At 49.1% G+C, this 24,572-nt stretch carries 24 protein-coding genes; 12 read left to right on the top strand and 12 right to left on the bottom strand.

Annotation, left to right across the window (positions count from 1 at the left end; translation table 11 throughout):
* The first annotated feature begins 158 nt into the window (after positions 1-158).
* The 7 genes from KFE80_03545 to KFE80_03515 all read left to right on the top strand — a co-directional run bounded on the left by KFE80_03545 (position 159) and on the right by KFE80_03515 (position 6,498).
* Entirely contained in the window at positions 159-890 is a 732-nt protein-coding gene (locus tag KFE80_03545) for an inovirus-type Gp2 protein (protein UTW45986.1), read from the top strand.
* A 94-nt stretch (positions 891-984) separates the two neighbouring features.
* On the top strand, positions 985-1,437 hold the full coding sequence (locus tag KFE80_03540) for a hypothetical protein (GenBank protein UTW45985.1): 453 nt from the start codon (positions 985-987) through the stop codon (positions 1,435-1,437).
* A gap of 213 nt (positions 1,438-1,650) precedes the next feature.
* Positions 1,651-2,211: a recombinase family protein gene (locus tag KFE80_03535; protein ID UTW45984.1), complete on the top strand. Its 561-nt coding sequence runs from the start codon at positions 1,651-1,653 to the stop codon at positions 2,209-2,211.
* 301 nt (positions 2,212-2,512) lie between these two features.
* Positions 2,513-3,802 carry a nucleotidyltransferase gene (locus KFE80_03530; protein UTW45983.1) on the top strand — a complete coding sequence of 430 codons (1,290 nt, stop codon included), beginning with the start codon at positions 2,513-2,515 and terminating at the stop codon, positions 3,800-3,802.
* Positions 3,799-4,416, top strand: a complete 618-nt coding sequence (locus KFE80_03525; protein ID UTW45982.1) for an SLATT domain-containing protein — start codon at positions 3,799-3,801, stop codon at positions 4,414-4,416. The genes KFE80_03530 and KFE80_03525 overlap by 4 nt, the downstream gene beginning before the upstream one ends.
* 362 nt (positions 4,417-4,778) lie before the next feature.
* Positions 4,779-5,129: a hypothetical protein gene (locus KFE80_03520; protein ID UTW45981.1), complete on the top strand. Its 351-nt coding sequence runs from the start codon at positions 4,779-4,781 to the stop codon at positions 5,127-5,129.
* Between the two features lie 16 nt (positions 5,130-5,145).
* A complete protein-coding gene (locus KFE80_03515; GenBank protein UTW45980.1) occupies positions 5,146-6,498 on the top strand; it encodes a hypothetical protein in 1,353 nt (450 codons plus the stop codon).
* A gap of 14 nt (positions 6,499-6,512) precedes the next feature.
* Here KFE80_03515 and KFE80_03510 read toward each other — a convergent pair whose 3' ends face one another.
* Entirely contained in the window at positions 6,513-8,288 is a 1,776-nt protein-coding gene (locus KFE80_03510) for a recombinase family protein (protein ID UTW45979.1), read from the bottom strand.
* 10 nt (positions 8,289-8,298) lie between these two features.
* On the opposite strand from KFE80_03510, the gene hrpB reads away from it, so the two are divergent.
* The gene (gene hrpB / locus KFE80_03505; GenBank protein ID UTW45978.1) at positions 8,299-10,107 is read left to right on the top strand and encodes an ATP-dependent helicase HrpB; all 1,809 of its coding nucleotides are present in this window, start codon (positions 8,299-8,301) and stop codon (positions 10,105-10,107) included.
* Positions 10,108-10,199: 92 nt separating this feature from the next.
* On the opposite strand, the gene minE is transcribed toward hrpB, so the two are convergent.
* Genes minE through minC form a run of 3 tightly spaced genes read right to left on the bottom strand, consistent with a single transcriptional unit; the run spans position 10,200 to position 12,048 of the window.
* Complete coding sequence (gene minE / locus KFE80_03500; GenBank protein ID UTW45977.1) at positions 10,200-10,451, bottom strand: cell division topological specificity factor MinE; 252 nt, start codon at positions 10,449-10,451, stop codon at positions 10,200-10,202.
* Complete coding sequence (gene minD, locus KFE80_03495; protein ID UTW45976.1) at positions 10,451-11,263, bottom strand: septum site-determining protein MinD; 813 nt, start codon at positions 11,261-11,263, stop codon at positions 10,451-10,453. Before minD ends, minE begins: the two co-directional genes overlap by 1 nt.
* A gap of 20 nt (positions 11,264-11,283) precedes the next feature.
* On the bottom strand, positions 11,284-12,048 hold the full coding sequence (minC, locus tag KFE80_03490; protein UTW45975.1) for a septum site-determining protein MinC: 765 nt from the start codon (positions 12,046-12,048) through the stop codon (positions 11,284-11,286).
* A 244-nt stretch (positions 12,049-12,292) separates the two neighbouring features.
* Between minC and KFE80_03485 the strand changes: the two genes are divergently transcribed.
* The gene (locus KFE80_03485; protein ID UTW45974.1) at positions 12,293-13,051 is read left to right on the top strand and encodes a class I SAM-dependent methyltransferase; all 759 of its coding nucleotides are present in this window, start codon (positions 12,293-12,295) and stop codon (positions 13,049-13,051) included.
* A gap of 23 nt (positions 13,052-13,074) precedes the next feature.
* On the opposite strand, the gene KFE80_03480 is transcribed toward KFE80_03485, so the two are convergent.
* The 3 genes from KFE80_03480 to KFE80_03470 form a co-directional block, all read right to left on the bottom strand.
* Entirely contained in the window at positions 13,075-13,899 is an 825-nt protein-coding gene (locus tag KFE80_03480; GenBank protein UTW45973.1) for a TatD family hydrolase, read from the bottom strand.
* A gap of 22 nt (positions 13,900-13,921) precedes the next feature.
* Positions 13,922-15,925 (bottom strand): transglycosylase SLT domain-containing protein, encoded by a 2,004-nt coding sequence (locus KFE80_03475; protein UTW45972.1) that lies wholly within the window; start codon positions 15,923-15,925, stop codon positions 13,922-13,924.
* 85 nt (positions 15,926-16,010) lie between these two features.
* The gene (locus KFE80_03470) at positions 16,011-16,460 is read right to left on the bottom strand and encodes a universal stress protein (protein UTW45971.1); all 450 of its coding nucleotides are present in this window, start codon (positions 16,458-16,460) and stop codon (positions 16,011-16,013) included.
* 64 nt (positions 16,461-16,524) lie between these two features.
* Here KFE80_03470 and KFE80_03465 point away from each other — a divergent pair, with 64 nt between their 5' ends.
* The 3 genes from KFE80_03465 (at position 16,525) to KFE80_03455 (ending at position 20,173) form a co-directional block, all read left to right on the top strand.
* Positions 16,525-17,007 (top strand): hypothetical protein, encoded by a 483-nt coding sequence (locus KFE80_03465; GenBank protein ID UTW45970.1) that lies wholly within the window; start codon positions 16,525-16,527, stop codon positions 17,005-17,007.
* Positions 17,008-17,154: 147 nt separating this feature from the next.
* Positions 17,155-19,803, top strand: a complete 2,649-nt coding sequence (gene topA, locus KFE80_03460; protein UTW45969.1) for a type I DNA topoisomerase — start codon at positions 17,155-17,157, stop codon at positions 19,801-19,803.
* 121 nt (positions 19,804-19,924) lie between these two features.
* A complete protein-coding gene (locus KFE80_03455) occupies positions 19,925-20,173 on the top strand; it encodes a hypothetical protein (protein UTW45968.1) in 249 nt (82 codons plus the stop codon).
* A gap of 83 nt (positions 20,174-20,256) precedes the next feature.
* Here the strand turns inward: KFE80_03455 and lexA are convergent, their stop codons facing one another.
* The 5 genes from lexA to KFE80_03430 form a co-directional block, all read right to left on the bottom strand.
* A complete protein-coding gene (gene lexA / locus KFE80_03450; GenBank protein UTW45967.1) occupies positions 20,257-20,871 on the bottom strand; it encodes a transcriptional repressor LexA in 615 nt (204 codons plus the stop codon).
* A gap of 110 nt (positions 20,872-20,981) precedes the next feature.
* Complete coding sequence (locus KFE80_03445) at positions 20,982-21,296, bottom strand: hypothetical protein (GenBank protein ID UTW45966.1); 315 nt, start codon at positions 21,294-21,296, stop codon at positions 20,982-20,984.
* A 281-nt stretch (positions 21,297-21,577) separates the two neighbouring features.
* Entirely contained in the window at positions 21,578-22,069 is a 492-nt protein-coding gene (locus tag KFE80_03440) for an asparaginase (GenBank protein UTW45965.1), read from the bottom strand.
* Between the two features lie 56 nt (positions 22,070-22,125).
* Positions 22,126-23,154, bottom strand: coding sequence for an L-threonine 3-dehydrogenase (tdh, locus tag KFE80_03435; protein UTW45964.1), 1,029 nt, complete (start codon positions 23,152-23,154; stop codon positions 22,126-22,128).
* Between the two features lie 50 nt (positions 23,155-23,204).
* Positions 23,205-24,398: a glycine C-acetyltransferase gene (locus KFE80_03430; GenBank protein ID UTW45963.1), complete on the bottom strand. Its 1,194-nt coding sequence runs from the start codon at positions 24,396-24,398 to the stop codon at positions 23,205-23,207.
* Positions 24,399-24,572: the final 174 nt, after the last annotated feature.

Below are 24,572 nucleotides of genomic sequence, written 5' to 3'. Positions count from 1 at the left end.
TGGGAGGTAAGGTTAAACACAATTTTAAAGAAGGGGTTTTTAATAGTATCTATTTAATTCTATAGGTTTATAGGTTGTTATAAGTATTTTCAATAAGGAAAAAATAATAACAGTAGATGTTTATTGAGTAATCCCTCCTACCTGTATTAGGAGGAAATATGAAAACTAAAAGAGAGCCAAGGGTTCTTAAATCATCTAAATTTGATGACTTCAAAGTTCAAGCCAGTAAACAATTAGGTTTGTACTCCAATATCTTAAAGAAAACGATAACCCAGCTTAAAAACTGCCTTAGCCGCAGTAGTAGAGTTTTCACCTTTCGTTTTGATCTTCATTTGCCAGATGACTTTGATGGTCGTTCTGATTCTGAAGTGATCTCTCGATTCTTCACCAGATTAAGTAAATACCTTAAAGCTGGTCGTGTTGAGAATCACCCCCACCGAAACCATAAATACGTTTCTTTCCAGTGGGTTAAGGAAGTTGAGCGGTCTAAGAAATGTCATTACCACTGCTGGATAGCTGTTGACGGTAAGAAGGTGAGAGTACCCGGAAGCGTGGAGTCTACGCCAGATGAGTCTACAGGTTTGATCGGCCTGATAATGCGCCTTTGGGCTGAGGAGTCGGGAGGAGGCAGTGTGTACCTGTGTGATAAGCCTCGGATGTTGAAAAGGGGCGATTCAGCCGCTTTCGAGGATTGTGTCCGCCATTACAGCTATCTGAGTAAGGTTAGAGGTAAGGGGTACGGGGGCATTAGGCCCGGTGAGAAAAATCATGGGGGGTCGCGAATCAAACCTAAAGCGGGTTGTGCCTCTAATCTAATGGGAGCCTGTCTGAGTGTTCCAAATCGTCAGAAATTCATACCTAGTACCCCTATACAGGGGGTTGGTTTCTGATGGCTTGTGAGGTGCGTAAATACTGGCTTTTAGGGATGGCGAAAACGCTATCTGAGGTTAAAAATTATAAATTAGATTTTGTGGGGGTGGATATATGACAGAAATGAAAGAGTTTTACTTAATTACATCAAATGTGTCTGAAGTGGAAAAAGAAATTGCTCTAATCGAGAAGTGCGGGCCTGAGTGGGTTTTGTTAGCTGGTGCAGAAGGGCCGTATTTGGTCGATGGGAGGTTAAATCTAGATTTGCCGATTGAATATACATTGCTGGCCTTCTCTGAGTCAGACCCAATTATTAAGAAGTATCTTGCAAGAATTGGGAATGTTAATTTCAGATGGATTAAAACGGGAGAGAAGGAAAGCCTTAGGAGGAGTAAGAATCGCTGTAAAGCTGATTTGCCTGAATGGCAGGAAAAGAAACACAAGGCAGTTGTGCTTTTGGAGCGAGGAGTTTCTGTGAAGGTTGCTGCTCAACAGTCAGGAGTAAGTACGCCAGTTGTGTCTAGGCTTAAAAGGCAGTTCATAGATGATAGTCGCCCGGAATCATAATGCTTTTTGATGGGAGAGGATTGTAGAGGAGTTTGTTTAACAAATCCCTCTCTTGCTCTCTGCTCAGTATCCCCAAATTTAACAATAGACTCACTCTTTAGCGTTTCAAAAGGGTATAGCCAAATGAGACTCAAATAGGTGTCTCATATGGGTTACTTATTTTTGAGATTTTGATATTCTCATAAATATCTTTAACTCTAATTGGACTTATCTATGAATACTAATGTTTTCGCCTACTGTCGAGTTAGCACTTCTGAGCAAGATACTTCTATTCAAGCTGAGGCAATTCAGAAAGCCTATCCAGATGCAGTAATTCGCCATGAGAAGAAAAGTGCAACGTCCACTGAGGGGCGAGAAGTGCTTTCCCTTCTGCTGGATATGGTGGGGGAGGGTGACAAGCTGGTGGTATGGAAGTTAGATCGCCTTGCTAGAAACATGAACGATTTGACTAACATAGTCTCTAGACTGGACGAGAGCGGAGCTAGTCTTGAAATCCTAGATCAGAAAATAGATACCGGCTGTGCTAGTGGTAAGGCTTTCTTACAAATGCTGGGTGTGTTTGCTGAGTTTGAAACTAATTTAAGGAGAGAGCGACAGTTAGCGGGTATAGCAAGGGCTAAGAGGGAGCGGCCAGAAGTCTATCAGGGGCGTCCAGCTACTACTGATGGTCAAGCCGTTAGAAATCTCCTGGAGGCTGGTATGAAGCCCGTAGATGTGGCTAAAAAGCTGGGCTGTAGCCGTGCTACTGTTTACCGTTACAAAAAGGCTTCCTGATATTTCAAAATTATAGGCTTTGATTAGAAGGTGGATATGCCAGTGCCAAGCACCTAGGTACTAAAATTCAGGCTTTTGGTATCCCATATATCAGTTCTTCAGGGGATTTACCTCTGTTTTTGAAATAAATCTTCATTCCTTGATTTTACTGGTTCCATATACAGTACGTCTCGCGCGGTTAGTGTTCCCTTACTTTTCTCTTAGAAGAATAATTTAACTATATATAGTGTTGTTGAATGTAAAAAAACACACTATATTGTGTTTTTCGATTTTATGAATTATTGACATCGGTATATTAGATATGACTGTGGGTGAGATGTTTACAGTATTTTTGGACAACCTAAAGATTGATAATGGGGATCAAATTGCTCTGCGTTATGGCGAAGTAACTGCAAGTTTAAATAAAGCATTCCGCGATTCAGAGTCTAAAACCGCTAACAGTTTGCAAGTGGGATCTTATGGGCGCTGGACGGCAATTAAGGGGACTTCTGACCTGGATATGTTGTACGTCATGCCTCAAGGCAAATGGGGTAAATATCAAAACGGGAGGCAATTACAACTTCTTCAAGATACTAAAGAGGCAATTAAGGCTAGATACCCCAAGACGGATGTTCGTGTGGATCGGTTAGTTGTAACGGTGTCGTACGCAAATTTTCATATCGAAGTGCAACCTGTTTTTGAGCAAAAAGACGGCAGTTTCAAGTATCCGGATACCTATAATGGAGGGAGCTGGAAGCCTACAAAGCCACGAGAAGAAATTAGGGCTATGAAGGAGTTTGTCGATCAAAAAAATAAGAACCTTCGACGGTTGTGTAAAATTGTTAGAGCATGGAAAAATAAGCACGGTGTGGCTATGGGCGGGCTTCTCATAGATACACTGTCTTACAACTTCCTCAGAGGGACATCTGAATATGATAATAAAGGAGTTTCAAGCTACGCTGATATGAGCCGGGACTTCTTTAAGTATCTTATGGATCAGCCTGTACAAAGCCACTATAAAGCTCTTGGAAGCGGCCAAAATGTTAGAGTTAAAAAGAAATTTCAACGAAAAGCTAAAAAAGCATACGAACTATGCCTAAAGGCAATCGAAAGCGGTGATTCAAAAAGTGCTAATGATAAATGGAAGAAGGTTTTTGGTCAGCCATTCCCTGCTGCTCACGATGAAGCTGGGGGTGCTGTAACCGAGTCTGCAAAAGGGTGGGATAATACAGAAGAGTTTATTGAGGATAAATATCCTGTTGATATTCGTTATAGTCTCCAATTGGAGTGTGAAGTCTCTCAAGATGGTTTTAGAGAGCATTTTTTGACATATATGATTACTAAAAAAATTCCTTTACTAGCTCGGAAGAAATTGCTTTTTAGTGTGGAGGAATGTGATGTTCCTAAGCCGTATGTTGTTAAATGGAAAGTATTGAATCGAGGGTTAACAGCTCAGCAAAGAAATTGTATAAGAGGTCAAATTTTATCAGATGATGGTCTGATGAAAAGAAAAGAGTCTACAGACTTTAAAGGTAATCACATTGTCGAATGCTATGCAGTTAAGTCTGGAGTTGTAGTTGCCAAAGATAGAATAAGTGTTCCTATACAATGAAAAAAGAAGATTTTTTGATGTGTGTGGCTGAAATAGGCTACAACGTAGGGTTTGGTGCAAAAAAGCACTTTGCCACTCTTGATATAGTCGAGAAAGCGCCGGGTATTATAAGTTTTTTATCAATGGCTTTTGGTATATATGCGCTTGCTATTGATGACCTTTCGACGAGGTTAATTTCTGCTACATTTATAGTTTTAGGAATTGTTGGGCTTTATATATCAATGTATAACCCCGGTAAAGTTGAGTATAAAGATGCCGCTAATGAACTAACTCAATTATACAATAAGCTTTCTATTATTTATCGAAAAGCGAAAGCAGCTGATGAGGATAGTATTAAAGTATTGGAAGAGGAATTGTTTAATATACAGAATGAATACTATAAAATTTCCCAAACTAAACAAATACTCTTCAGCGATTGGTATGCGCACTACAAATTTTTTTGGCAACATCAGATAGCCTGGGTCGATGAACAGAAAAAGTTTAAGCTGTTAAGGGATAAAGTCCCATTAACCTTTTCGCTCTTCATTTTTGGATCAATTATAGCTCTTGTTATCGGATGGTTTGATCTGGGAATTTGGCTGGCGGAAGTCTTATGCAAGACATTTAGTGGCTAAGGTTGATCTTCCGGGAATCCGGCTTTTCTTTGGATCATAATGGTTAAATTTTAATCCTTGAATATCTAAGTCCTTCCAGTGCGTCAGCACCTATAGCTTCGCAATATCTAAAATATTCAAATAGTTCGAGCTTGCGGCCACCGCTTTCCTCAATCTTGGCGACCATTTGAAAGTTGTCGCCTAGTCTATCAGCAACTTCCCTGATGGATATATCCCCACTGATACGCTGGTCTTTCAACCATTTGCGTAAGCGGTTGTATTCTTGGCTGTGTGGGGATGTCCTGAGCATTGTCAAGATTTTAGTGACACTATAAAATGTCAAGAAATTCGTGACTAAGTTTGGCTGAGACAAGGAAATATGTATGGAAAACAACGAAGTACGAAAAGGGGTGACAAATGCCAGTTTTAATGAAGAAAACGCTAATTTTTTGTTCGGTGAGATTGCAATTGTATCCGTTGTGTCAGGAATAATGACAAATTCATGGTGGGTAGGTGGTGCCTGCCTTCTGTTTCTACTTATTGGCCTATTTTTCAAGACAATAGCTACAGTAATACTTGTTTCACTCAGCTTGGCATGGGGTTGGATTAGCTACAGCATAGGAAACTATTTTTGGGGGTTCGATGCTGGAATTGTTATAGCAATTTTGGCTGTTCTAGTCAGTGGTGGAATGCATTTGTCAGCCCTGGAGTGGGCTAGAGATATTGGTGAATGAATAAAAGGAATTGAATATGAATATTTTAAAATCAAATAGATGTTTGCTTAAGGTTAGAGAATTTAGATCACTAATTTCGTTGGTTCTGTTGATGCTGTCTTTCGGTCTATATGGCTCTGAGGCTGATAAAGAAGTGTGCAATGAATTGACTGAAAAGTATGCTCCAATGAGTTTTTTTGGTGATAAAGGTAGAATATACACTGAAATTGAAAACTATAAGAGAAATATCAAAAAGTATTCATCAGGAAAAATTAAATGGAATAATCGAGGTATCAAAAAACTAAATGAAATAAAAGAAACTTTAGCGAATGATCTAAAGTACATTAGAGAAAATAATGTTGATAGGTGTGAGGTTGTATGGAAGGGAGTTTACCCATCAGCTAAAAGCCTTAATGAAATAATTGAATCTGGACTTTCTACGGCAGGGAAAGTTTATGAAACCATTCCAGAAAGTGCCTTATCAAGTGTGGACGGTAGCAGGGATTACCCAGTTTTCACTAAAAGTGATGAAGAATACTTAAAATACTTTACAAGGCCGGTAGTAGGTGAGCTGAATAAGGCGATCTCTTGGTATAACGCTAAAAGTCAACGAACCAATATCAATAACATCGCTAAAGATATTAAGAAGTATGAAGCTATTCTTGTGGAAGAGTATCGAGATGAAACCAAGGAAGAAATAGCTAATAAATTGTATCAATGGATTTCTGATAAAGATGCCTTAGCTCGCTACGAAGGGTCTTGTATCAAAGGGTTGAATAAATCTGAAATCAGTGAAAATCAAGAGCATTTTCTGTGTCAGTTTTTTAAGGTTGTGAAAGGTAACTATTTGCAACTAGCCTCAAAAATATACGATAAAAATGATCTAAACTCTCCTGTAGGTTTGGGGGATATAACTGCTTTAAAAAGTGCTCTTTATGAGCGGAAAAATAAAATAAAAATTGCCCTAGAAAAACAAATTGCTAAAGAAGACGCTTTCCGGGCGGAACAAAGAAAAATAGAGCTAGAAGTGATCGCTGATATTGAAAAAGAAAAAGGCGTTCAGAGTATATTTCTTGGTGATGTATCTTTAAGATCATTTGTTGAGGCTCTAATTGATAGAAGAATTGGTGATGAACGAATCGGGCAAATGATTGTTCTCGATTATGACGACAAGACATACAAGGTAATACAGGTCTCGGGGGGTAAGGCGCTATTGTTTCCAACTCGTGATGGTGATGCTAGAGATATGCCTGTGCTGATTCATATGAAAGGGGCCATTAAAGGTGATTATGTGAGCAGACTTGGCAAAACCTTTGTTTATAAAGGCTTAGGTAGCTATATGAACGCTCTCGGTGTTGAAAAGCAAGCAGTCATCATGGAGAAAATTTAACAGGTATGGGGGTGTCATTGCCCCCTTGATTTCTCAATCTCAGCAAGGGTTATCTGAGATGCGTGAAGTTGATCTTCGGGTACTTCTGCTAGCTGCTCTAATGTCATCTCAGGAGGGTCTTCTTCATATGGGTAGTCGTCACCTGATGACTCTTCATGTAAAGATTGTTCAGTTATGTGGTCGCCATATATATAAAATCCGCTCGGCGTTGAATATTCCTTAACTCGGCTTTGTATTGAAAGTTCATCAATTTCTTTTTCTGATTTTTCAAAAATATTTGCTATGTCGATATTTATATACTGTTTTGATGGGAAAAGAATATGAATAGAGTGTTTGCTTACCTTGATACTGGTTATATTTCTTTTTAAAAATTCGTTAAATTTTGACCTGCCTTCAAAGGATTCTAAATCAATGTCAGCAGGTATGCTGTGGTCTGTTTGAAAGGATCTAGATCTAGATTTTAATATAGATAGTTTTTCTAGGTATTCTTGTTTTTGATTTTCAAGATTGTTGGCTTTTTCAACAAATTTTTGTCGAATTGCCTTGCTGCCCATGTCGGCATTCTCGACGTTGATTGTGATTTTCTCTTCTAAGGCTTGTATTTTTAAGGAAAGTTGATCTATCTCACTATTTATGGTGTCGTTTTCCTTGGTTTGTGAGAACCGGCTATAGTCTAAGCCAGAGAGTATTTGCACTAGCACCTTTTCCGCAAGGTGGTATTTAATTCCTGGGCTTTTGCAGCCTCTGTTGTAGTTGGAATTATTGCATTTAAGGTATACGGCCCCTTTAGATCGAGGGCCGGATTGTTTATAGCCAACAGTTCCCCCACAAAAGGTACAGATGGTGATCTTTTGGAATAGGTTTGCAAAGTTACCAATTCTTTTGAATTCGGCTTTTCGAAAGGTTGCTTGTGTAGCATAAAAGACATCTTTTTCTATTATGGCTGGGTAATATCCTTGAATTGGCTCTCCATCTGATGTCGTCTTTTTAATCCCTTTTTCCGACTTAATGATTGTTGGTTGAAATTCGCCAATTACTTTTGGGTTGGTTAAATACTGCCTAATGGTTCCCCGGCCCCATAGCTTACCGGTAAATGAAGGAATGCCTTCCTTGTTGAGCTGCCTTGCTATCTTGTCCGGGCCTAGTTGACGATTTAATTTCATGTCAAACATCCGTTTAACAAGATTTGCTCGTTCTTCATTAACAATAAACTCACGACGATCATTAGATAGTGTTAGCCAAGCTGGACAGACTTCTGTTCTTTTGACGCCACCAGATGCTGCTATAGCCTGCCTTTTTCGTATGGATGATCTTATCCTCTCGGATTTTTGTTTTGACTCTAAATGCGCAAGGTAAAACCCTACACTGGCGATAATAGTATTTTGAATATTGTTGTTATCATTATGCTCTAGGATTAAGTTAAATCTGACTAATGCTATATTGATCTTATGGCTAAAGACCTCTCTAACAAGGTCTTCACCTGCTGATATTCCTAGCCTACTGAGCCTATCAGGTGCCTCTACTACCAATAGAGAGTCTTCCGGTATCTCTCCTCTTTTAGCGGCGGCAAGAAAGCTCCCTAATCCAGAGTCTACATTTAGATTTGAACCGTCAAAGCCACTAACTCCAGCGTCGGTGAATGTATGTTCACTTAAAGTATATTCAGGGTGCTGGCGAAGAAAGTTTAACGCGGCTTCTTCTTGGCGTTGTAAGCCTTGCCCAGTTGTAGCTTGTTTTTCTTTGCTTACTCTAGAATAGAGGTAAGCGTAACGTAGAGGTTCTTTTGTCATGGGGGAGTTGTTGGGTAAGGATTCTGATGGGTGGGAATATGAAATTTATGATGAATCAGACCCCGAAATTGAAGGGTATGAGTATGAATATACCTTCCCGGTTGATGGTGAATTAGAGCTTACCACAACTGTACGCCGTATTGCACTTTCGACAAATGTGGCAGAAACCAGTATTACCATCGACGGCATTGCCACGGTGGTGGATTCTGGCCTGGCCCGGGAACCGCAGTTTGATCCCGGCACCGGTATGACTCGTTTGCGCACTCGTCGTATTTCCAAAGCATCCAGTGTCCAGCGCGCCGGCAGGGCGGGGCGCTTGCAGGCCGGGGTGTGCTACCGCTTGTGGAGCGAGCAGCAGCAACAGCAATTGGCCGCTCACACTACGCCGGAAATGTTGCAGGTGGACTTGGCGCCATTGGCGCTGCAATTGTTGGCTTGGGGAGTGGATGATCCGCTGGATTTGCAGTGGCTGGATCCCCCTCCCACAGGAGCCTATCAACAGGCGTTGGCCTTGTTGGCGCGCTTCGGTGCCGCTCAACAAGCTTCCTCAGGCAGCTGGCAACTGAATCGTCGTGGCGAACAGATGGCACAATTGCCGACTCATCCGAGATTGGCCGCTATGTTGTTACAGGGTGCAGAGCATGGCTTGGTGCTGTTGGCCAGTCAGCTGGCCGCGTTGTTGGCTGAGCCGGTGCCCTCAGTGTTTGGTTCTGATTTGAGCGATGCGCTGAATGCGCTGGATAGCCATCACTGTCCTCAGGCTTTGAAGCCTTGGTGTAAGCGGGTATTGGATCAAGCCAGCCGTTTTCAGGGTTTGGTCGCAGCCACTGATCGCAACCACCCGGATAGAGCCACCGCTTTGGGGCTGTTGCTGGCGTTTGCGTACCCGGACCGTATTGCCCGGCTGCGCCCCGATGGCCGCTACCAGCTGAGCAATGGCCGCCTGGCCAGCTTTCGGGGGCAAACCTCTTTGCTGGGTGAACCCTGGTTGGTGGTGGCGGATTTGGGGGGGCACTCTGGCAATAGCGAAGACAACATATACAGCGCAGTGCCGTTGCAACCGGCGTTGTTTGACGATGTACTGACGACCTTGGTGGACGTGTCCGAACAAGCCTGTTGGGATGACCGCGAACAGCGCTTTGTGGCGGAGAAACGCTGGTGCATTGGCGCGATTGTCTGGCGCACAGAAGCGCTTGCCGCTGTGGATACCAAACACCGAGTGGCGGCACTTTTGCAGGTGGTACGCAATCAGGGGTTGGGCATCTTGCCGTGGTCGGATGCCCTAAAACAATGGCGCAGTCGGGTGATGTTACTCCACCAAATCCTGGGGTCACCCTGGCCGGATTTATCCGATGATGCGCTGCTGGGCAGCCTGGAAGATTGGCTGGCTCCCTACTTGGAGCCGGTTAATCGCCTTAGCCACTTTCAACAATTGGATATGCCATCGATTCTTGCCAACCTGCTGCCTTGGCCGTTGCCCCAGCAATTGGAGGATTTGGCGCCGCAAAAGCTGGCCGTGCCGTCTGGCTCCATGATTTCGGTAGATTACAGCCAGTCGCCCCCTGTGCTGGCGGTAAAGTTGCAGGAAATGTTTGGCTGCCTGCAAACGCCGACAGTCGCTCAAGGTAAAGTTGCGCTGATGGTACACCTGTTGTCACCGGCGCGGAGGCCATTGCAAATTACTCAGGATTTGGCGGGTTTCTGGAGCAGCAGTTACCAGCCAATAAAAAAAGAAATGAAAGGCCGTTACCCCAAACACCCGTGGCCGGATGATCCCTCTCAGGCAATCGCTACCGCAAAGGTGAAAAAGCGATTGTAGTTTTTTTGTTTTGCCGAAATACAAAATACCCGCATCGGATAATGCGGGTATTTTGTATGGGGTATACTGATTTCGGAATCAGTGTCCAACGTTTAACTGGGCAGGGTGACATTCAACTCCAGAACCGAGCAATCGTCGTTGTTGTCCAGATTGACGCTGACTTGGTCGCTGTCTATGGACACGTACTTGCGAATCACTTTAACGATTTCTTTTTGCATGGCTTCCAGGTAGTCAGGCTGGTTGCGCTTGCCGCGCTCGTGGGCAACGATGATTTGCAAACGCTCTTTGGCCAGCGAGGCGGAGCTGGTTTTCTTCTGGGTGCGGAAGTAACTGAAAATGCTCATTACGCCGCTCCGATCAGGCGCTTGAAAAAGCCCTTTTTCTGGGTGCTGAGGAAGCGGTGTGCCACTTCGTTACCCAGCAAGCGCGCTACCGCATCGTCGTAGGCCTGGCCGGATTCAGAGCTTTCATCGAGGATCACCGGGCTGCCCTGGTTGGACGCCTTGAGTACCGCCTCCGATTCGGGAATCACGCCGAGCAGGGGAATGGCAAGAATTTCTTCCACGTCTTCTACGCTCAACATCTCACCTTCCATGACTCGCTGAGGGTTGTAACGGGTAAGCAATAATTTTTCTTCCACCGGTGCTTCGCCTTTCTCTGCACGGCGGGATTTGCTTTGCAAAATGCCGAGGATGCGGTCGGAGTCCCTTACCGAGGAAACTTCCGGGTTGGTGACCACGATGGCCATATCCGCAAAATAGAGCGCCATCTGCGCACCGCGTTCGATACCGGCGGGGGAGTCGCAAATGATGTAATCAAAATCCTTTTCCAGTTCGTCGAGTACTTTTTCCACACCTTCTTCGGTGAGCGCGTCCTTATCCCGAGTCTGCGATGCGGGCAGGATGTACAGGTCGGATGTGCGCTTGTCTTTGATCAACGCCTGGTTAAGGCTGGCTTCACCGTTGATGACGTTGACAAAGTCATACACCACACGGCGTTCGCAACCCATAATCAGGTCCAGGTTGCGCAGCCCTACATCAAAATCGATCAATACGGTACGAAAGCCGGCTTTGGCCAGCCCGGTGCCAATGGATGCACTGGTGGTGGTTTTGCCAACCCCACCTTTGCCGGAAGTTACAACAATAATTTTCGCCACTGGGGGTTCCTTTAAATAAGTTAGTTGCTTGTCCAAGAATGAGTATTGCCCGGCACCGACAATTTCAGTTGGTCGCCTTGCAAACAGATATTGGTTGGTTGTTTCCAGGCTTGTTGCTGCAGTTCATCGCTGAGCATAAAGGTGCCGGCGATGGACACCAGTTCGGCTTCCAACCGCTGACAGAAAATACGCGCCTGTGAGTTGCCTTTGACCCCGGCGAGGGCACGCCCGCGCAACGGGGCGTAAATATGGATGTGGCCATCGGCCAGTACTTCCGCGCCCTCGCTCACCTGGGCGAGAACGATCAGATCGGTGCCCTCGGCGTAGACTTGTTGACCACCGCGAATCGGTTTGTCGATCACCATACTGTCCCGGTAGACCAGTTTTTCCTCAACCACGGTTTCAACCCTGGTGGTGGGCTTCTCCGGTTCTTTGGGGACGTCGAGAGAGCGGCTGCGGCCGTTGCCTGCCGGGAAGTGGGGCAGGCCGGTTTCTTCTATCGCCCTTTGAAACTGGCTGTCGCCACCGCGAAACGCCATGGGCTTCAGGCCGGCTTTGTGACAGTCTTTTACTAGGGCATTGAAGTCCACCAGCAGTGCCCGGGGACTAAATTGTTCCAGGCTGATGAGTACCCCCGACTGTTGAAACAGAGACGGCGCCTGACGCACTTTGGTGGTCAGTTGCTCGGCAAACTGTGGCGTGGGGTAGTCGTTGAGTTCCAGTACGATGGTGGTGATATTGCCGCCTTTCAATTGAAAGCAGCTAGCGGTTCCCTGACGGCTCATTACAGCAAGTAGGCCTTATGTTTTTAGCGGTTAAAAGCAGCGCGTAGTGTACTCAAAACAGCGCTAAAGGCCATATCTAATATGCGAGAAAAACGGGAGATGTGAACTGGGTTTGAGGGTTGGGTATTGCACAGGTAGGGCGGCAAAAATTGTTGCGTATTAAATGCGGTTCAATGGTGTAAAAACGTCTATGATTGAACAATCAGCTCGCTGATACACATACATTATTTTTGGAGGGAATACGATGAAAACACCATTAATACTTGCCGCTTTGATGCTGGCTGCCAGCACCGCCAGCGTTGCCGCCGAGCCAGATCCGTTGGCGGATAAACTGTCCAAGGCCATGGCAGCGGATATTCGCACCGAGGCGGAAGTCGCCCGAGATAAGAACCGCAAGCCACTGGAAACCTTGCAATTTTTTGGTTTGAAGGAAAACATGAAAGTGATCGAGCTGATCCCCGGTCGCGGTTGGTACACCAAGTTATTGGCACCGGTACTGGCGGATGAAGGTGAGTTGATCGTTGCTGTTGGTACCCGTCGCGTGGGTGAGCTGTTAAAACAACCAGGTTTTGACAAAGTAGCGGTATCGAGTGAGAAAGCAACCTTCACCCGTTCCACCAGCGAACCCCTGTTGTACTCAGTAGCCGGGGTCGACCTGGGCAAGCCCAAAGCCGATATGGTGTTGACCTTTCGCAACTACCACAATCTGGATACCGAGTCCCGTGCAGAAATGAACGAAGCGGTGTTTAAAGCGCTCAAACCCGGTGGAATCTACGGAGTTGTGGACCATACTCGCCGTCATATGCAGGATCTTAACCGCGAGACCCGTCGTCGCTTTGATCCGGTACAGGCGATTCTGGAAATTCAGGCAGCGGGTTTTGAGCTGGTGGACTACTCTCCAATCCACTACAAACCCGATGACGAGTTGCGCTACGAAGTGGGCCGTAAAACCGTTACTGGCAATACCGACCGCTGGACGCTGAAGTTTCGCAAGCCTAAATAAAACAGCGTGCGAAATTTAAAGTACTAAATTCTAAAAAAACGTTTTGCCGTAGCCGTAGTGGCTGCGGCAATTTCGTCTTCTGGTTCGCCATAACGATGGCTCACTTCTTTTAACACCCAAGGTAAAAACGCAGGCTCATTACGGCGGCTTCTTTTCAGTTCTTTGGGCATTGGCTCGATATTGCGCGGCAGTAAATAGGGCGCATCACTTTCCAACATCAATCGCTGCAACGGGATATTGCTCACCAGTTGTTGCAACTCGGTGCCACGGCGTTCGTCGCACACCCAGGCGGTAATGCCGATATGCAGATCCAGATCCAGATAGTTAAACAACGCCTCGCGGCTGCCGGTAAAGCAGTGGATAACCCCATCCACCAGCTGATCACGGTATTCCTTGATGATTTCCAGTTGACGCTGATGGGCATCCCGCTCGTGCATAAACACTGGCAGTTGCAGTTCCGTTGCCAATTGCAATTGCTGTTCAAAGGCCCGTTGTTGATCGGCAGGCTGTGAAAAATTGCGATTGAAGTCCAACCCGGTTTCACCGATAGCTACCACTTGTCGCTGTTTAGCAAGCTGGCGGATCAGCTCGCTGCTGTTGCTGTTCCACTCGCTGGCGTGATGGGGGTGAACCCCGGCGGTGCAATACAGCATATTGGGAAACTGCTCGGCGTACTGTTGGCAAAGTTCGGCGACGATTTCGCTGGTGGTTGCGTCGGTGCCGGTAAGCACGCAGTGTTGTACGCCGCACTCCAGTGCGTGTTCAAGAATCTGCTGCTGGTCAGCGGCAAAGGATTTGTTGGCCAGGTTAAGGCCGATATCCACCAGTGGGGTAGGGGACTTTCTCATACAGTTCGCAAATCACTGTTGGTTACAGCAGTTTTGATTTTTCCTGCTCATTCAACATACGGCTGTCAGAACCCAGTAGGTGGGCGTAAATCATAGAGAATGCCAGTACATTCTGGACATAATTCCGGGTTTCTTTAAAAGGAATGGTTTCAATCCAGGCGTCAAAGGGCAGCTGCTTGTTACTGACCTTCAACCAGCTGTTTACCCGGTGGGGGCCAGCGTTGTAAGCGGCAGTGGCCAGAATGCGATTGTCTTTAAAACGGTCCAGCAGTTCACGGTAATAACGGCTGCCCAGTTCAATATTTTTACTGGGCTCCAGCAACTGTTTATTGTTTTTCAAGGCAATATTGTATTTGCGCGCGGTTTGGCGAGCGGTAGCGGGCATCAGCTGCATCAAGCCCCTGGCACCCACCGGCGATACCGCGTCCTCGGCCAGTGCACTTTCCTGGCGCGCCAGGGCCAGCAGCAGATGACTGCTGATGTTGTGCTCAGTGCTGCGATCGCTGAATTGCTGTTGGTGATCGAGGGGGAAACGGCGCTCGATATCGTTCCAGTAGCTGGCTTGAATCATGCTGACAATGGCCTGATTGCTCCAGCCCCAACGTTTGGATATTTCTGCGGCCAGCTGCCATTGGCGCTCGTTGAAGCGGCGACTGGCGTATTGCCACTCCCGTCGAGCTGCCACATTGTCACCGTGGTGGTATAGCTCCCGGGCACGGCGAATGGCCGGGATCGCCGCTACCATGGTCAGCTCGGTTTCATCCACCAGCAATGGCATGTGGTTCATGTGGTAATTGCCGTTCAGCCAATCGGTGGCCAAAAAGCCATAAAAGCTGCGCTTTTGCGCCAGTTCCGCATACAACGGGGCGGGGTCTTCGCCCTTGAGTTGTTGTGCCAACCGTGCCTGCCAATAGAGCCAGCGGGCCTCCTGGCGATACTCTTGGGGCAGCTGATTGAGCCAGTGTTGCGCACCTTGCCAGTTGGCACGGCCCAATGCCTTGCGTATCCGCCATTCCAGTGTCTGTGGCGGCACAATGGCGATGGTGTCTGCGAGTAGCTGATCGGTGAGTGTGTATTCTTCCTTGCTGAACAGGCGTTTGGCCAAGCGATCAACAATGCGTCCCTGGGCCTGAATTTTAAAGGGGTGGCTCTGTTGGTAATGGCGCCAGTGGCTCAGTGCCGCCACTGGGTCACCGCTACTGAGGCGACGCAGGTTGTGCTCGATAATAGCCAGCATTTCCGGACTGTGGTCGGCAAACTGTGAGTAGTTGCCAATGCGCTGCGGTTGCTTACTGGCGGCGCTGGCGTTGGCCGCCCAAGTGGCGTAAGGCTGCTGTTTAAGGCGTTTTTGCAGATAACGGGCCAACTTGTACTGGCGATTGGACAGAGCCTTGCTGTAACGCTGCCAAACCAGAGTGTCGGTGATGTGGCCATGGCTTTCCAGCAGGGTGAATAGCTTGTCGCAGTCTTTCGGTTGAGATTTGCCCTGATTCCACAGCGCCAGCCCCTGTTTGAGGGCATCCTGCTGTTGGGCCTGATCGCCGGTGCGGTAACGGGCGTACTGGTAGTAACAGCGCAGTCGGGCACTGGCCAGCTTGGGATCGTAGTAATTGATAAAGTCGTTACCACGTCGACGTTGCTTGAGTTTGTTGAGCCACACCAAACGCATTTTGTCGGCGATGCGCTGACCTTTGTAGGTATCGAGAAAGCGATCGACTTCGCGCTGACGAAGGCTGTTGATGCGGCCTGCCAAATCCGCGTATTCCAGGTAGGATTTCAGCGGGTAGTGATCCAGCTTTGCCAGCAGTGCGCGGTATCTTTGGCGTTTGCCCTGGCGCAGAGCTTTCAGGGCTTGCTGGAACCATTGCCGCTGTTGCTCAAGCTCGCTTTCGTCCACTGGCAGGGCCTGGCCCGAGCGAATCACAATACTCGCTCCTGCAGATTCCGAGCTGCTTGACGCAGGCATTGCGGATTGTGGCAGTACTGTCAGCAGTACCAAAGCAATGGTCGAAAACACAAGCTTCATAGCAATATCAGATCATTGGGCCAGTAAATAACTGGCGGCACTCTAACTTTTATCGCCCGGACTGAACAGATTCTGAAGAAAATCTTCAGTTTTCCTCCCTTATTCGCACCGCCAACACATCACAGCCCGCACCGTGAATAACGCCATTGGCGGTGGAACCCAGCAGCAGTGCCAGACCGTGGCGCCCATGACTACCTACGACAATTAAGTCGGCCTGGTGTTCATCGGCATAGCGATGAAGCTCATGGGCGGGTTGGCCGACAATCACTATCTGGTCTGCGCTGGGTACAGATAATGTGCTACCGTGGCGCGCCAAACTTTTGCGGGCTTGTTCTTCCAGCTGGCTTTGCACGTCGGAGAGGTCCATGGGGATGTCCCCGCCATAGGCGAACGACAGGGGCTCCTGAACGTGCATCAGCGTGATCCGTGGTGCATTGTCAGTGCCACTCAAGAACAAATGGGCTACGCGATTGACCACTTGGTTAGACTCTGGTGATAAATCCAGGCCCACCAGTATGTGTTTATACTCAGGCATGGGTGACCTCCTGCTGTATATGAAGTGTGTGCATTAATAAATTTAACAGGCAACTATATAAAGTATGGAATATATCTGGGTTCTTGTGGTGTTGGCGCTGGTTCTTTCGCCCATTATTGGACTTAAATCATCTCCGCGGCAAAAAAAACAGGAAAACCTGCGCCGCTGCGCTTCCGCTGCGGGCCTGCACGTAAAAATTGCCCGCCGCCCGGATGCTCGTGATGATGAACGCGATCTGGATTCCATCAGTTATTTATTGCCCTGGGGCAATAGTGCCCCGGAAGGGCTGCGCCCCTGGGTGCTGACCCATAACAACCGCCGTGGTATGGAGGCGCAATGGCCCAACTGGCGCTGGTTTCAAGGGCCTGCCCAACCGGGAATTGAAGATACCCTGGAACAGGTATTACCTGCCTTGCCTGCCGGAGTAACCGGGCTTGTGGTGTCCCGTCAGGGGTTGTCCATTCACTGGTTGGAGCAGGGTGAGGAGGCGGATGTGTCGGCTATTGTCAGTGCCCTGAAAACCTTGCGCGAAACCCTTCAAAAATAACCATCATTTATATACAACGAAAAATTTTTCTTGACCTGTGCCGGTTCTGTCCGTGTATATTCGCCACTTTCGCTCCTCTGAAACTATCTTGAGCGGGCATATCCACACTTTGTGGCCGGGGAGGCCACCAGACAGGTTCAAGCATCTATGGGAAAATCACTGGTAATTGTGGAGTCGCCAGCCAAGGCGAAGACCATCAACAAGTATCTGGGTAAAGATTTCACCGTAAAATCCAGTGTCGGCCATATCCGCGATTTGCCCACCGGCGGCGGTGCCCGCCAACCAGTCGATCCCAAAGCACGAGCCAAGGCGGCCGCCCTGACTCGGAAAATGTCTCCCGAACAAAAAATTGAACACAAGCGCAAGAAAGCCAAAGAACAGCTGGTCAACCGTATGGGAATTGACCCGGATCGCGGCTGGGCGGCCAACTACCAGATTCTGCCGGGCAAGGAAAAAGTTGTCGCGGAGCTGAAAAAACTCGCCAAAGACGCCGACCATATCTATCTGGCAACGGACTTGGATAGAGAAGGGGAGGCGATTGCCTGGCACTTGCAGGAAGCCATTGGCGGTGACCTGGGCCGCTACAAGCGGGTGGTGTTTAACGAGATCACCAAAAGCGCTATTAAGGACGCCTTCTCCGAGCCCGGTGAGCTGGACAACAACCGGGTAAACGCCCAGCAGGCCCGCCGTTTCCTCGACCGGGTGGTGGGCTATATGGTGTCGCCACTGCTGTGGGAAAAAGTCGCCCGTGGCCTGTCCGCCGGCCGTGTGCAATCGGTGGCGGTGAAAATGCTGGTGGAGCGCGAACGGGAGATTCGCGCTTTTATTCCGGAAGAATACTGGACGGTTCAGGCGGATCTGGAAAGAACGGCGGAAGACCTTGAACAAATTATCCGTTTTGATGTGGCCCGCCATCAGGGCAAAGCGTTTCGCCCTGGCAACAAGGCGGAGACCGACGCGGCTCTGGCACAGCTGAAGCCGGCCCAATACCGAGTCAGCAACCGGGAAGACAAACCCACCAAGTCCAAGCCATCGGCCCCATTTATTACTTCTACCTTGCAGCAGGCGGCCAGTACCCGCCTCGGTTATGGGGTGAAGAAAACCATGATGATGGCCCAGCGCTTGTACGAAGCGGGTTACATCACTTATATGCGTACCGACTCCACCAACCTCAGTAAAGAGGCGGTGGACGCCTGCCGGGAGTTTATCGGTGTGCGTTTTGGCGACAAATACCTGCCCGATGCACCCATTGCCTACAGCAGCAAATCCGGTGCCCAAGAGGCCCACGAAGCAATTCGCCCGTCCAATATCGATATCATGCCAGGCGACTTGTCGGACATGGAGGCGGACGCTCGCAAACTCTATCAACTGATCTGGCAGCAGTTTGTGGCCTGCCAGATGGTACCTGCAGAATTTACCAGCACCACAGTGACAGTCACCGCCGGCGATTACGAGTTACGGGTAAAAGGCCGGGTGATTCGCTTTGATGGTTACCTGAAGGTGCTGCCCGCGCATCGCAAAAAAGACGACGATGTTGAACTGCCTGATCTGGCGGTGGGCGACGAGCTCAACCTGAATATTCTGATTCCCAACCAGCACTTTACCAAGCCACCGGCTCGCTACAGCGAAGCCTCACTGGTAAAAGAACTGGAAAAACGCGGCATTGGTCGCCCGTCCACCTACGCCTCAATTATTTCCACCATTCAGGATCGCGGTTACGTAAGGGTGGAAAACCGGCGTTTTTACGCGGAGAAAATCGGCGATATTGTTACCGATCGTCTTAACGAGAATTTTACCGACCTGATGGACTACGGCTTTACCGCCGCCATGGAAGAGTATCTGGATAAAGTGGCGGATGGCGACCTGGATTGGCAGGACGTGCTCAACCGCTTTTACCAGGACTTTTCCGCCAAACTGGAGCAGGCCCACAGTGCCGAAGGGGGAATGCGCCCCAATGCGCCTTCGGAAACTGACGTTCCCTGCCCGCTCTGTGGCCGCCATATGATGGTGCGCACCGGTAGCACTGGGGTGTTCTTGGGCTGCTCCGGCTACAGCCTGCCGCCCAAAGAGCGCTGTAAAGGCACCCTCAATCTGCTGCCCGGCGACGAGGCGGTGAATGTGGATGACGATGACGAGGCGGAAGCCCGTCAGCTGATGGAAAAGCGCCGCTGCCACAAATGCAACTCCGCCATGGAAAACTACCTGATTGACGAGAAGCGCAAAATCCATATCTGCGGCAATAACCCGGATTGTGATGGCTTCCAGGTGGAAGAGGGCACCTTCGTGATCAAGGGCTACGAAGGCCCAGTACTGGATTGCGACAAGTGCGGCAGTGAGATGCAGCTAAAGACCGGCCGCTTTGGCAAGTTCTTTGGTTGCACCAACGAAACCTGCAAAAACACCCGCAAGCTGCTGAAGAACGGCCAGCCGGCGCCACCGAAGATGGACCCGGTGCCCATGCCGGAACTGCAGTGCGTCAAAGTGGACGACCATTACATTCTGCGCGACGGTGCCAGTGGCCTGTTCCTGGCTGCCAGCCAGTTCCCCAAACACCGTGAGACCCGCTCACCACAGATTGCCGAGATGCTGCCTCACAAGGACGAGATTGACCCCAAATACAACTTCCTGTGGAGCGCCCCCGTTGCTGACCCTGACGGTGTGCCCACCTACGTGCGCTACAGTCGCAAGACCAAAGAGCAGTATGTGCAGGCGGAAGTGGAGGGCAAGTCCACCGGCTTTCGTGCCTGGTATAAGAATGGTAAGTGGGACGTTGAGGATAAGCGCAAGAAAAAATAACCTCGTGCGACGGGCCGCTGGCTGCGAGCAAGTGTCATTCTGAGAGCGGTGAAGCCCGAAGCCTGAAACTTTATTTTTATGATAGACTCTCAGGGTAACTTGTTTTCACAGATGTAACCCCATGTCTTCTACTTTGTACGAAATTGTTCAACTCTCTGACGGTGATTATGCGCTGCAACGCACTGATGGCGGCGGTGAACCGCTGGTGCGTATTCGTTTTTCCAAGGAAGCCCAGCATTACTTGCGCGACTCCAGTGTGGACGTGGCCAAGGCGATGATCGACGCCGGTATCGAGGTGGTCGAGCAGATCAATGATGAGGAAGAGAGCGAACAGGAAGCGCGTGAAGAGGCACCTCGCATACTGCACTAAGCCAGCAATCCACCTTATGGGTGCGAATACGTAAAAAGGCAGCAATAGCTGCCTTTTTACGTATATGGGTTTCGTCGTTTGGTTTACATATCGGTTCTTAATACGCCGACGCTTAGCCCTTCAATGGCGAAATCCTGCTCTCGCAGATTAACCACTATGGGTTCAAAGTCCTGGTTTTCTGGTAGCAGGTGAATTTCGTATTTGCTGCGGGTGCGCTTGAGTCTCTTGACGGTCACCTCGTCATCGACTCTTGCCACCACCACTTGGCCATTTTCAGCGGTTTCCTGGCGGTGCACTGCCAGCAGGTCACCGTCCATAATACCGATGTCTTTCATGCTCATGCCTTGAACCCGCAGGAAGTAGGACGCGGCGGGGTGGAACAGCTGTTCCGGCACTTCGTAATATTCCTCCACATTTTCTTCCGCCAGAATCGGGCTGCCAGCGGCCACCCGGCCGACCACGGGCAGGCCGTCCGGAACCGTGTCATCCACCAGCAAACGAATACTGCGAGAGCCACCGGGAATAATCTCGATCATGCCTTTACGTTCCAGGGCTTTCAGGTGCTCTTGAGCGGCGTTGGCAGAACGAAAGCCCAAGGCCTCGGCAATCTCTGCACGGGTAGGGGGGTATCCGGTATCGTCGATGTGCAATTTTATCAAGTCGAGAATTTGCTGCTGGCGCGGCGTCAGTTCAATCATCAGAACGTCCTTTGACTGGTTTTTTATACAGCTGTAATTGTGTCCAGTATGGCGCTGTAAAAAACAAGATGCAAGAGATAATTTATCTGATAAAAAGAGGTCGGTATGGGTCAATCGTCGCTGCGAAACCCGAGGTGGGAGTCGAGAGTGGTGAGAGGGTCTTGTACGCTGTCGGGGATGTGTATGTCGTCGAGTTCGTGGCTGTCTTCACTGCTCAGCTCGTAGGAGGCTCGCCAATCTTCGGGGGCTTCAGCACTGAGGATTAACATCTGACCCCAGGTTTCAAAATCCAGTTCGCTGACTTCGCCTCCCAGTAACTGGATTTCGATGGTGGCGGCGGCATCGTCAACCGCGACCACTTCAAACAGCACATCCTCTGCAGCGTCCTGATACCAGGAACCAATTTCAGGATAGTGCTTGGCCACGACAATGCTCCAATATTGAAAATAGAATTAAAACCCTATCACTGCTGAACTGGCTTTCCTATTGCCGTTAGGGGAATACTCTGTTCAGTAAAATTTCCAAAAATAATGTGTTTGCGGCGGTGTTTTTAAAAGCAAAGAAAATTCAAAGGATTAGCGCGAGCCAAATAACGTCACTTATAGGAAAGAAGAATAAAAAATAGATGGGTAATGAAAAAAATATCTAAAAAAATAAGCACAAAAAAGCCCGCTAAGGGCTTTTTTGCTGGGTAGAAACGCTATTTTTAGGTGTTGGCGGGTTCAAAGCGATTGGCGGCCACATTTTTGACGACTTTGGCGGCGTTGAACAGCTGGCCGTTCATGGCGATGTAGACACCGGGCTCTACCGCTTGCAGGGCCCCCAGTGCGCAGCCGATATTAAAGATGGCATCGGTTTCCCGAAATGCCGCAGGTTGCAGGGCGCCGGTCATCAGTATGTGTTTCTCCGGCACTTGCTGACAAAGCCATTTGCCGGTTTCCACCATGCCGTCGGTGCCATGGGTGACCAATACATAATCACTGTCACAGGCTTTCACCCGGTCGACAATCAGTTGGCGATCTGTATCGGTTAAGTCCAGACTGTCTTTGCGCAATACCGAATGCACCTGAAATTCAAAGCCCACTTCCATGCGCTTTAGCAATTCGCCAATCACCGGGTCGCCGACTTGGTAGTCGCTTTTGGCATCGAAGTAAATTTTGTCGATGGTGCCGCCAGTGGTGATGATGTTTATTTTCATGGTTCTGCGTCTTCAGTATCTATAATGTTCGTTATCGCGGGGGCGGTGGTGGAATACTATTTTTGCCAGTCCAAAATTACTTTGCCCGACTGCCCGGAACACATCATGTCGAAGCCTTTTTGGAAGTCATCCACAGAGTAGTGGTGGGTAATAATGGGGCTCAAATCGAGGCCGCTTTGGATCAGGGTGCTCATCTTGTACCAGGTCTCAAACATCTCTCGTCCGTAAATGCCCTTGATCACCAAGCCCTTGAAAATGACCTTGTTCCAGTCGATGACCATTTCTCCGGGGGGAATGCCGAGCATGGCAATTTTGCCGCCGTGGTTCATGTTGTTGAGCATGTCGTTAAATGCCACCGGCACACCAGACATTTCCAGGCCGATATCAAAGCCTTCGGTCATGCCTAATTCCTGCATCACTTGAGGCAGTTTTTCACTGGCGACATTCACGGCTCGGGTTGCGCCCATTTTTCTAGCCAGGTCAAGGCGGTATTCGTTCAAGTCGGTAATCACCACATGGCGAGCACCGCAGTGCTTGGCAATAGCCACTGCCATAATACCAATGGGGCCTGCACCGGTAATCAGCACGTCTTCGCCGATCAGGTCAAAAGACAAAGTGGTGTGCACGGCATTGCCAAATGGGTCAAAAATAGCGGCCAAATCGTCGCTAATATCGTCGGGCAATTTGAAGGCATTGAATGCGGGAATCACCAGATATTCGGCAAAAGCACCGGGGCGGTCCACACCGACGCCGACGGTGTTACGGCACAGGTGGCGTCGTCCGGCACGGCAGTTACGGCAGTGGCCACAGGTAATATGACCTTCGCCGGATACCCGGTCGCCGAGATTAAAACCGCGCACTTCCTGGCCCATGTCCACCACTTCTCCGACAAATTCATGGCCTACGACCATGGGCACGGGAATGGTTTGCTGAGACCATTTATCCCAGTTGTAGATGTGCACATCGGTGCCACAAATCGCAGTTTTGCGAATGCGGATGAGCAGGTCGTTGTGGCCCATTTCGGGCTTGTCGACCTCGGTGGCCCAGATTCCCGGTTCAGCTTTGAGTTTGGATAATGCTTTCATGGTTGGCTCCGAAAAGTGAAGGCGCATATCGAAGTGCCTTCAGCCGCGGTTTAAATAACGCCGAGTGATTTACCCACTTTAATAAACGCCGCAATTGCGTTGTCCAACTGTTCATTGGTGTGCGCTGCGGACATTTGAGTGCGAATGCGGGCCTGACCCTTGGGTACAACCGGGAACGAAAAGCCCACCACATAAATGCCTTCCTCGAGCATTTTGTCGGCAAACTCTGCGGCCAGGCGGGCATCGCCAATCATGACGGGAATAATGGCGTGATCGGCACCGGCCAGGGTAAACCCTGCCTCGGTCATGCGCTCGCGAAAATAGCGGCTGTTATCCGCCAATTTCTGGATCAGGTCTTTGCTCTGCGACAGCATCTCGATCACTTTGATGGAAGCGGTCACCACCGCCGGTGCCATGGAGTTAGAGAACAGGTAGGGGCGCGAGCGCTGGCGCAAGATATCGATAATTTCCTTGCGGCCAGAGGTGTAGCCGCCGGAAGAGCCGCCCATGGCTTTGCCCAAGGTGCCGGTAATGATATCTACCCGATTCATCACATTGCAGTATTCGTGGGAGCCGCGACCGTTGTCGCCGAGAAAGCCCACGGCGTGGGAGTCGTCCACCATGACCAGGGCGTCGTATTTGTCGGCTAAATCACAGACCGCCTTAAGGTTGGCGATTACCCCGTCCATGGAAAATACGCCATCGGTGGCGATCAGTTTAAAACGGGCGCCGGCCTCGTCGGCTTCCTGCAAGCGCGCTTCCAGTTCTGCCATGTCGTTATTGGCGTAGCGGTAACGCTTGGCCTTACACAGGCGCACACCGTCGATAATGGAGGCGTGGTTGAGCGCATCGGAGATAATGGCGTCTTCCGGGCCCAGCAAGGTTTCAAACAAACCGCCGTTGGCGTCGAAGCAAGAGGAGTAGAGGATAGTGTCTTCGGTGCCCAGAAACTCGCTGAGTTTCTGTTCCAGGGTTTTGTGAATGTCCTGAGTGCCACAAATAAAGCGTACCGAAGCCACCCCAAACCCGTGCTTATTGAGGCCAGCGTTGGCGGCCTCGATTAATGTCGGGTGATTGGCCAGGCCCAGGTAGTTATTGGCGCAAAAGTTCAGTACCTGCTGGCCGCCTTGAACCTCAATTTGAGACGCTTGCTGGGAGGTGATTACCCGCTCGCCTTTGTACAGGCCGTCGCTGCGGATTTGGTCGAGCTCGGCCGCCAGGTGTTGTAGAAATGGGGTAGGCATGGGAGTTTTACCGAATGAAATAGAGTTTGTGAAAATCATTTTAGGTTTCCCCCCGCCATCCGTCCATAAACTCACTTGTTCAAAAAGCAACCAGTTTGGGGTGGGCTGGTGCCCTGAAAAGGCGCGTTGACATTACCGCTTGAGGCTCTTAACGTGGCCGCTTTCACGATTGAC

It is taken from the genome of bacterium SCSIO 12696 (assembly GCA_024397955.1).
GTDB lineage: Bacteria > Pseudomonadota > Gammaproteobacteria > Pseudomonadales > Porticoccaceae > SCSIO-12696.
This window is presented reverse-complemented; position numbering and strand designations above follow the sequence as displayed.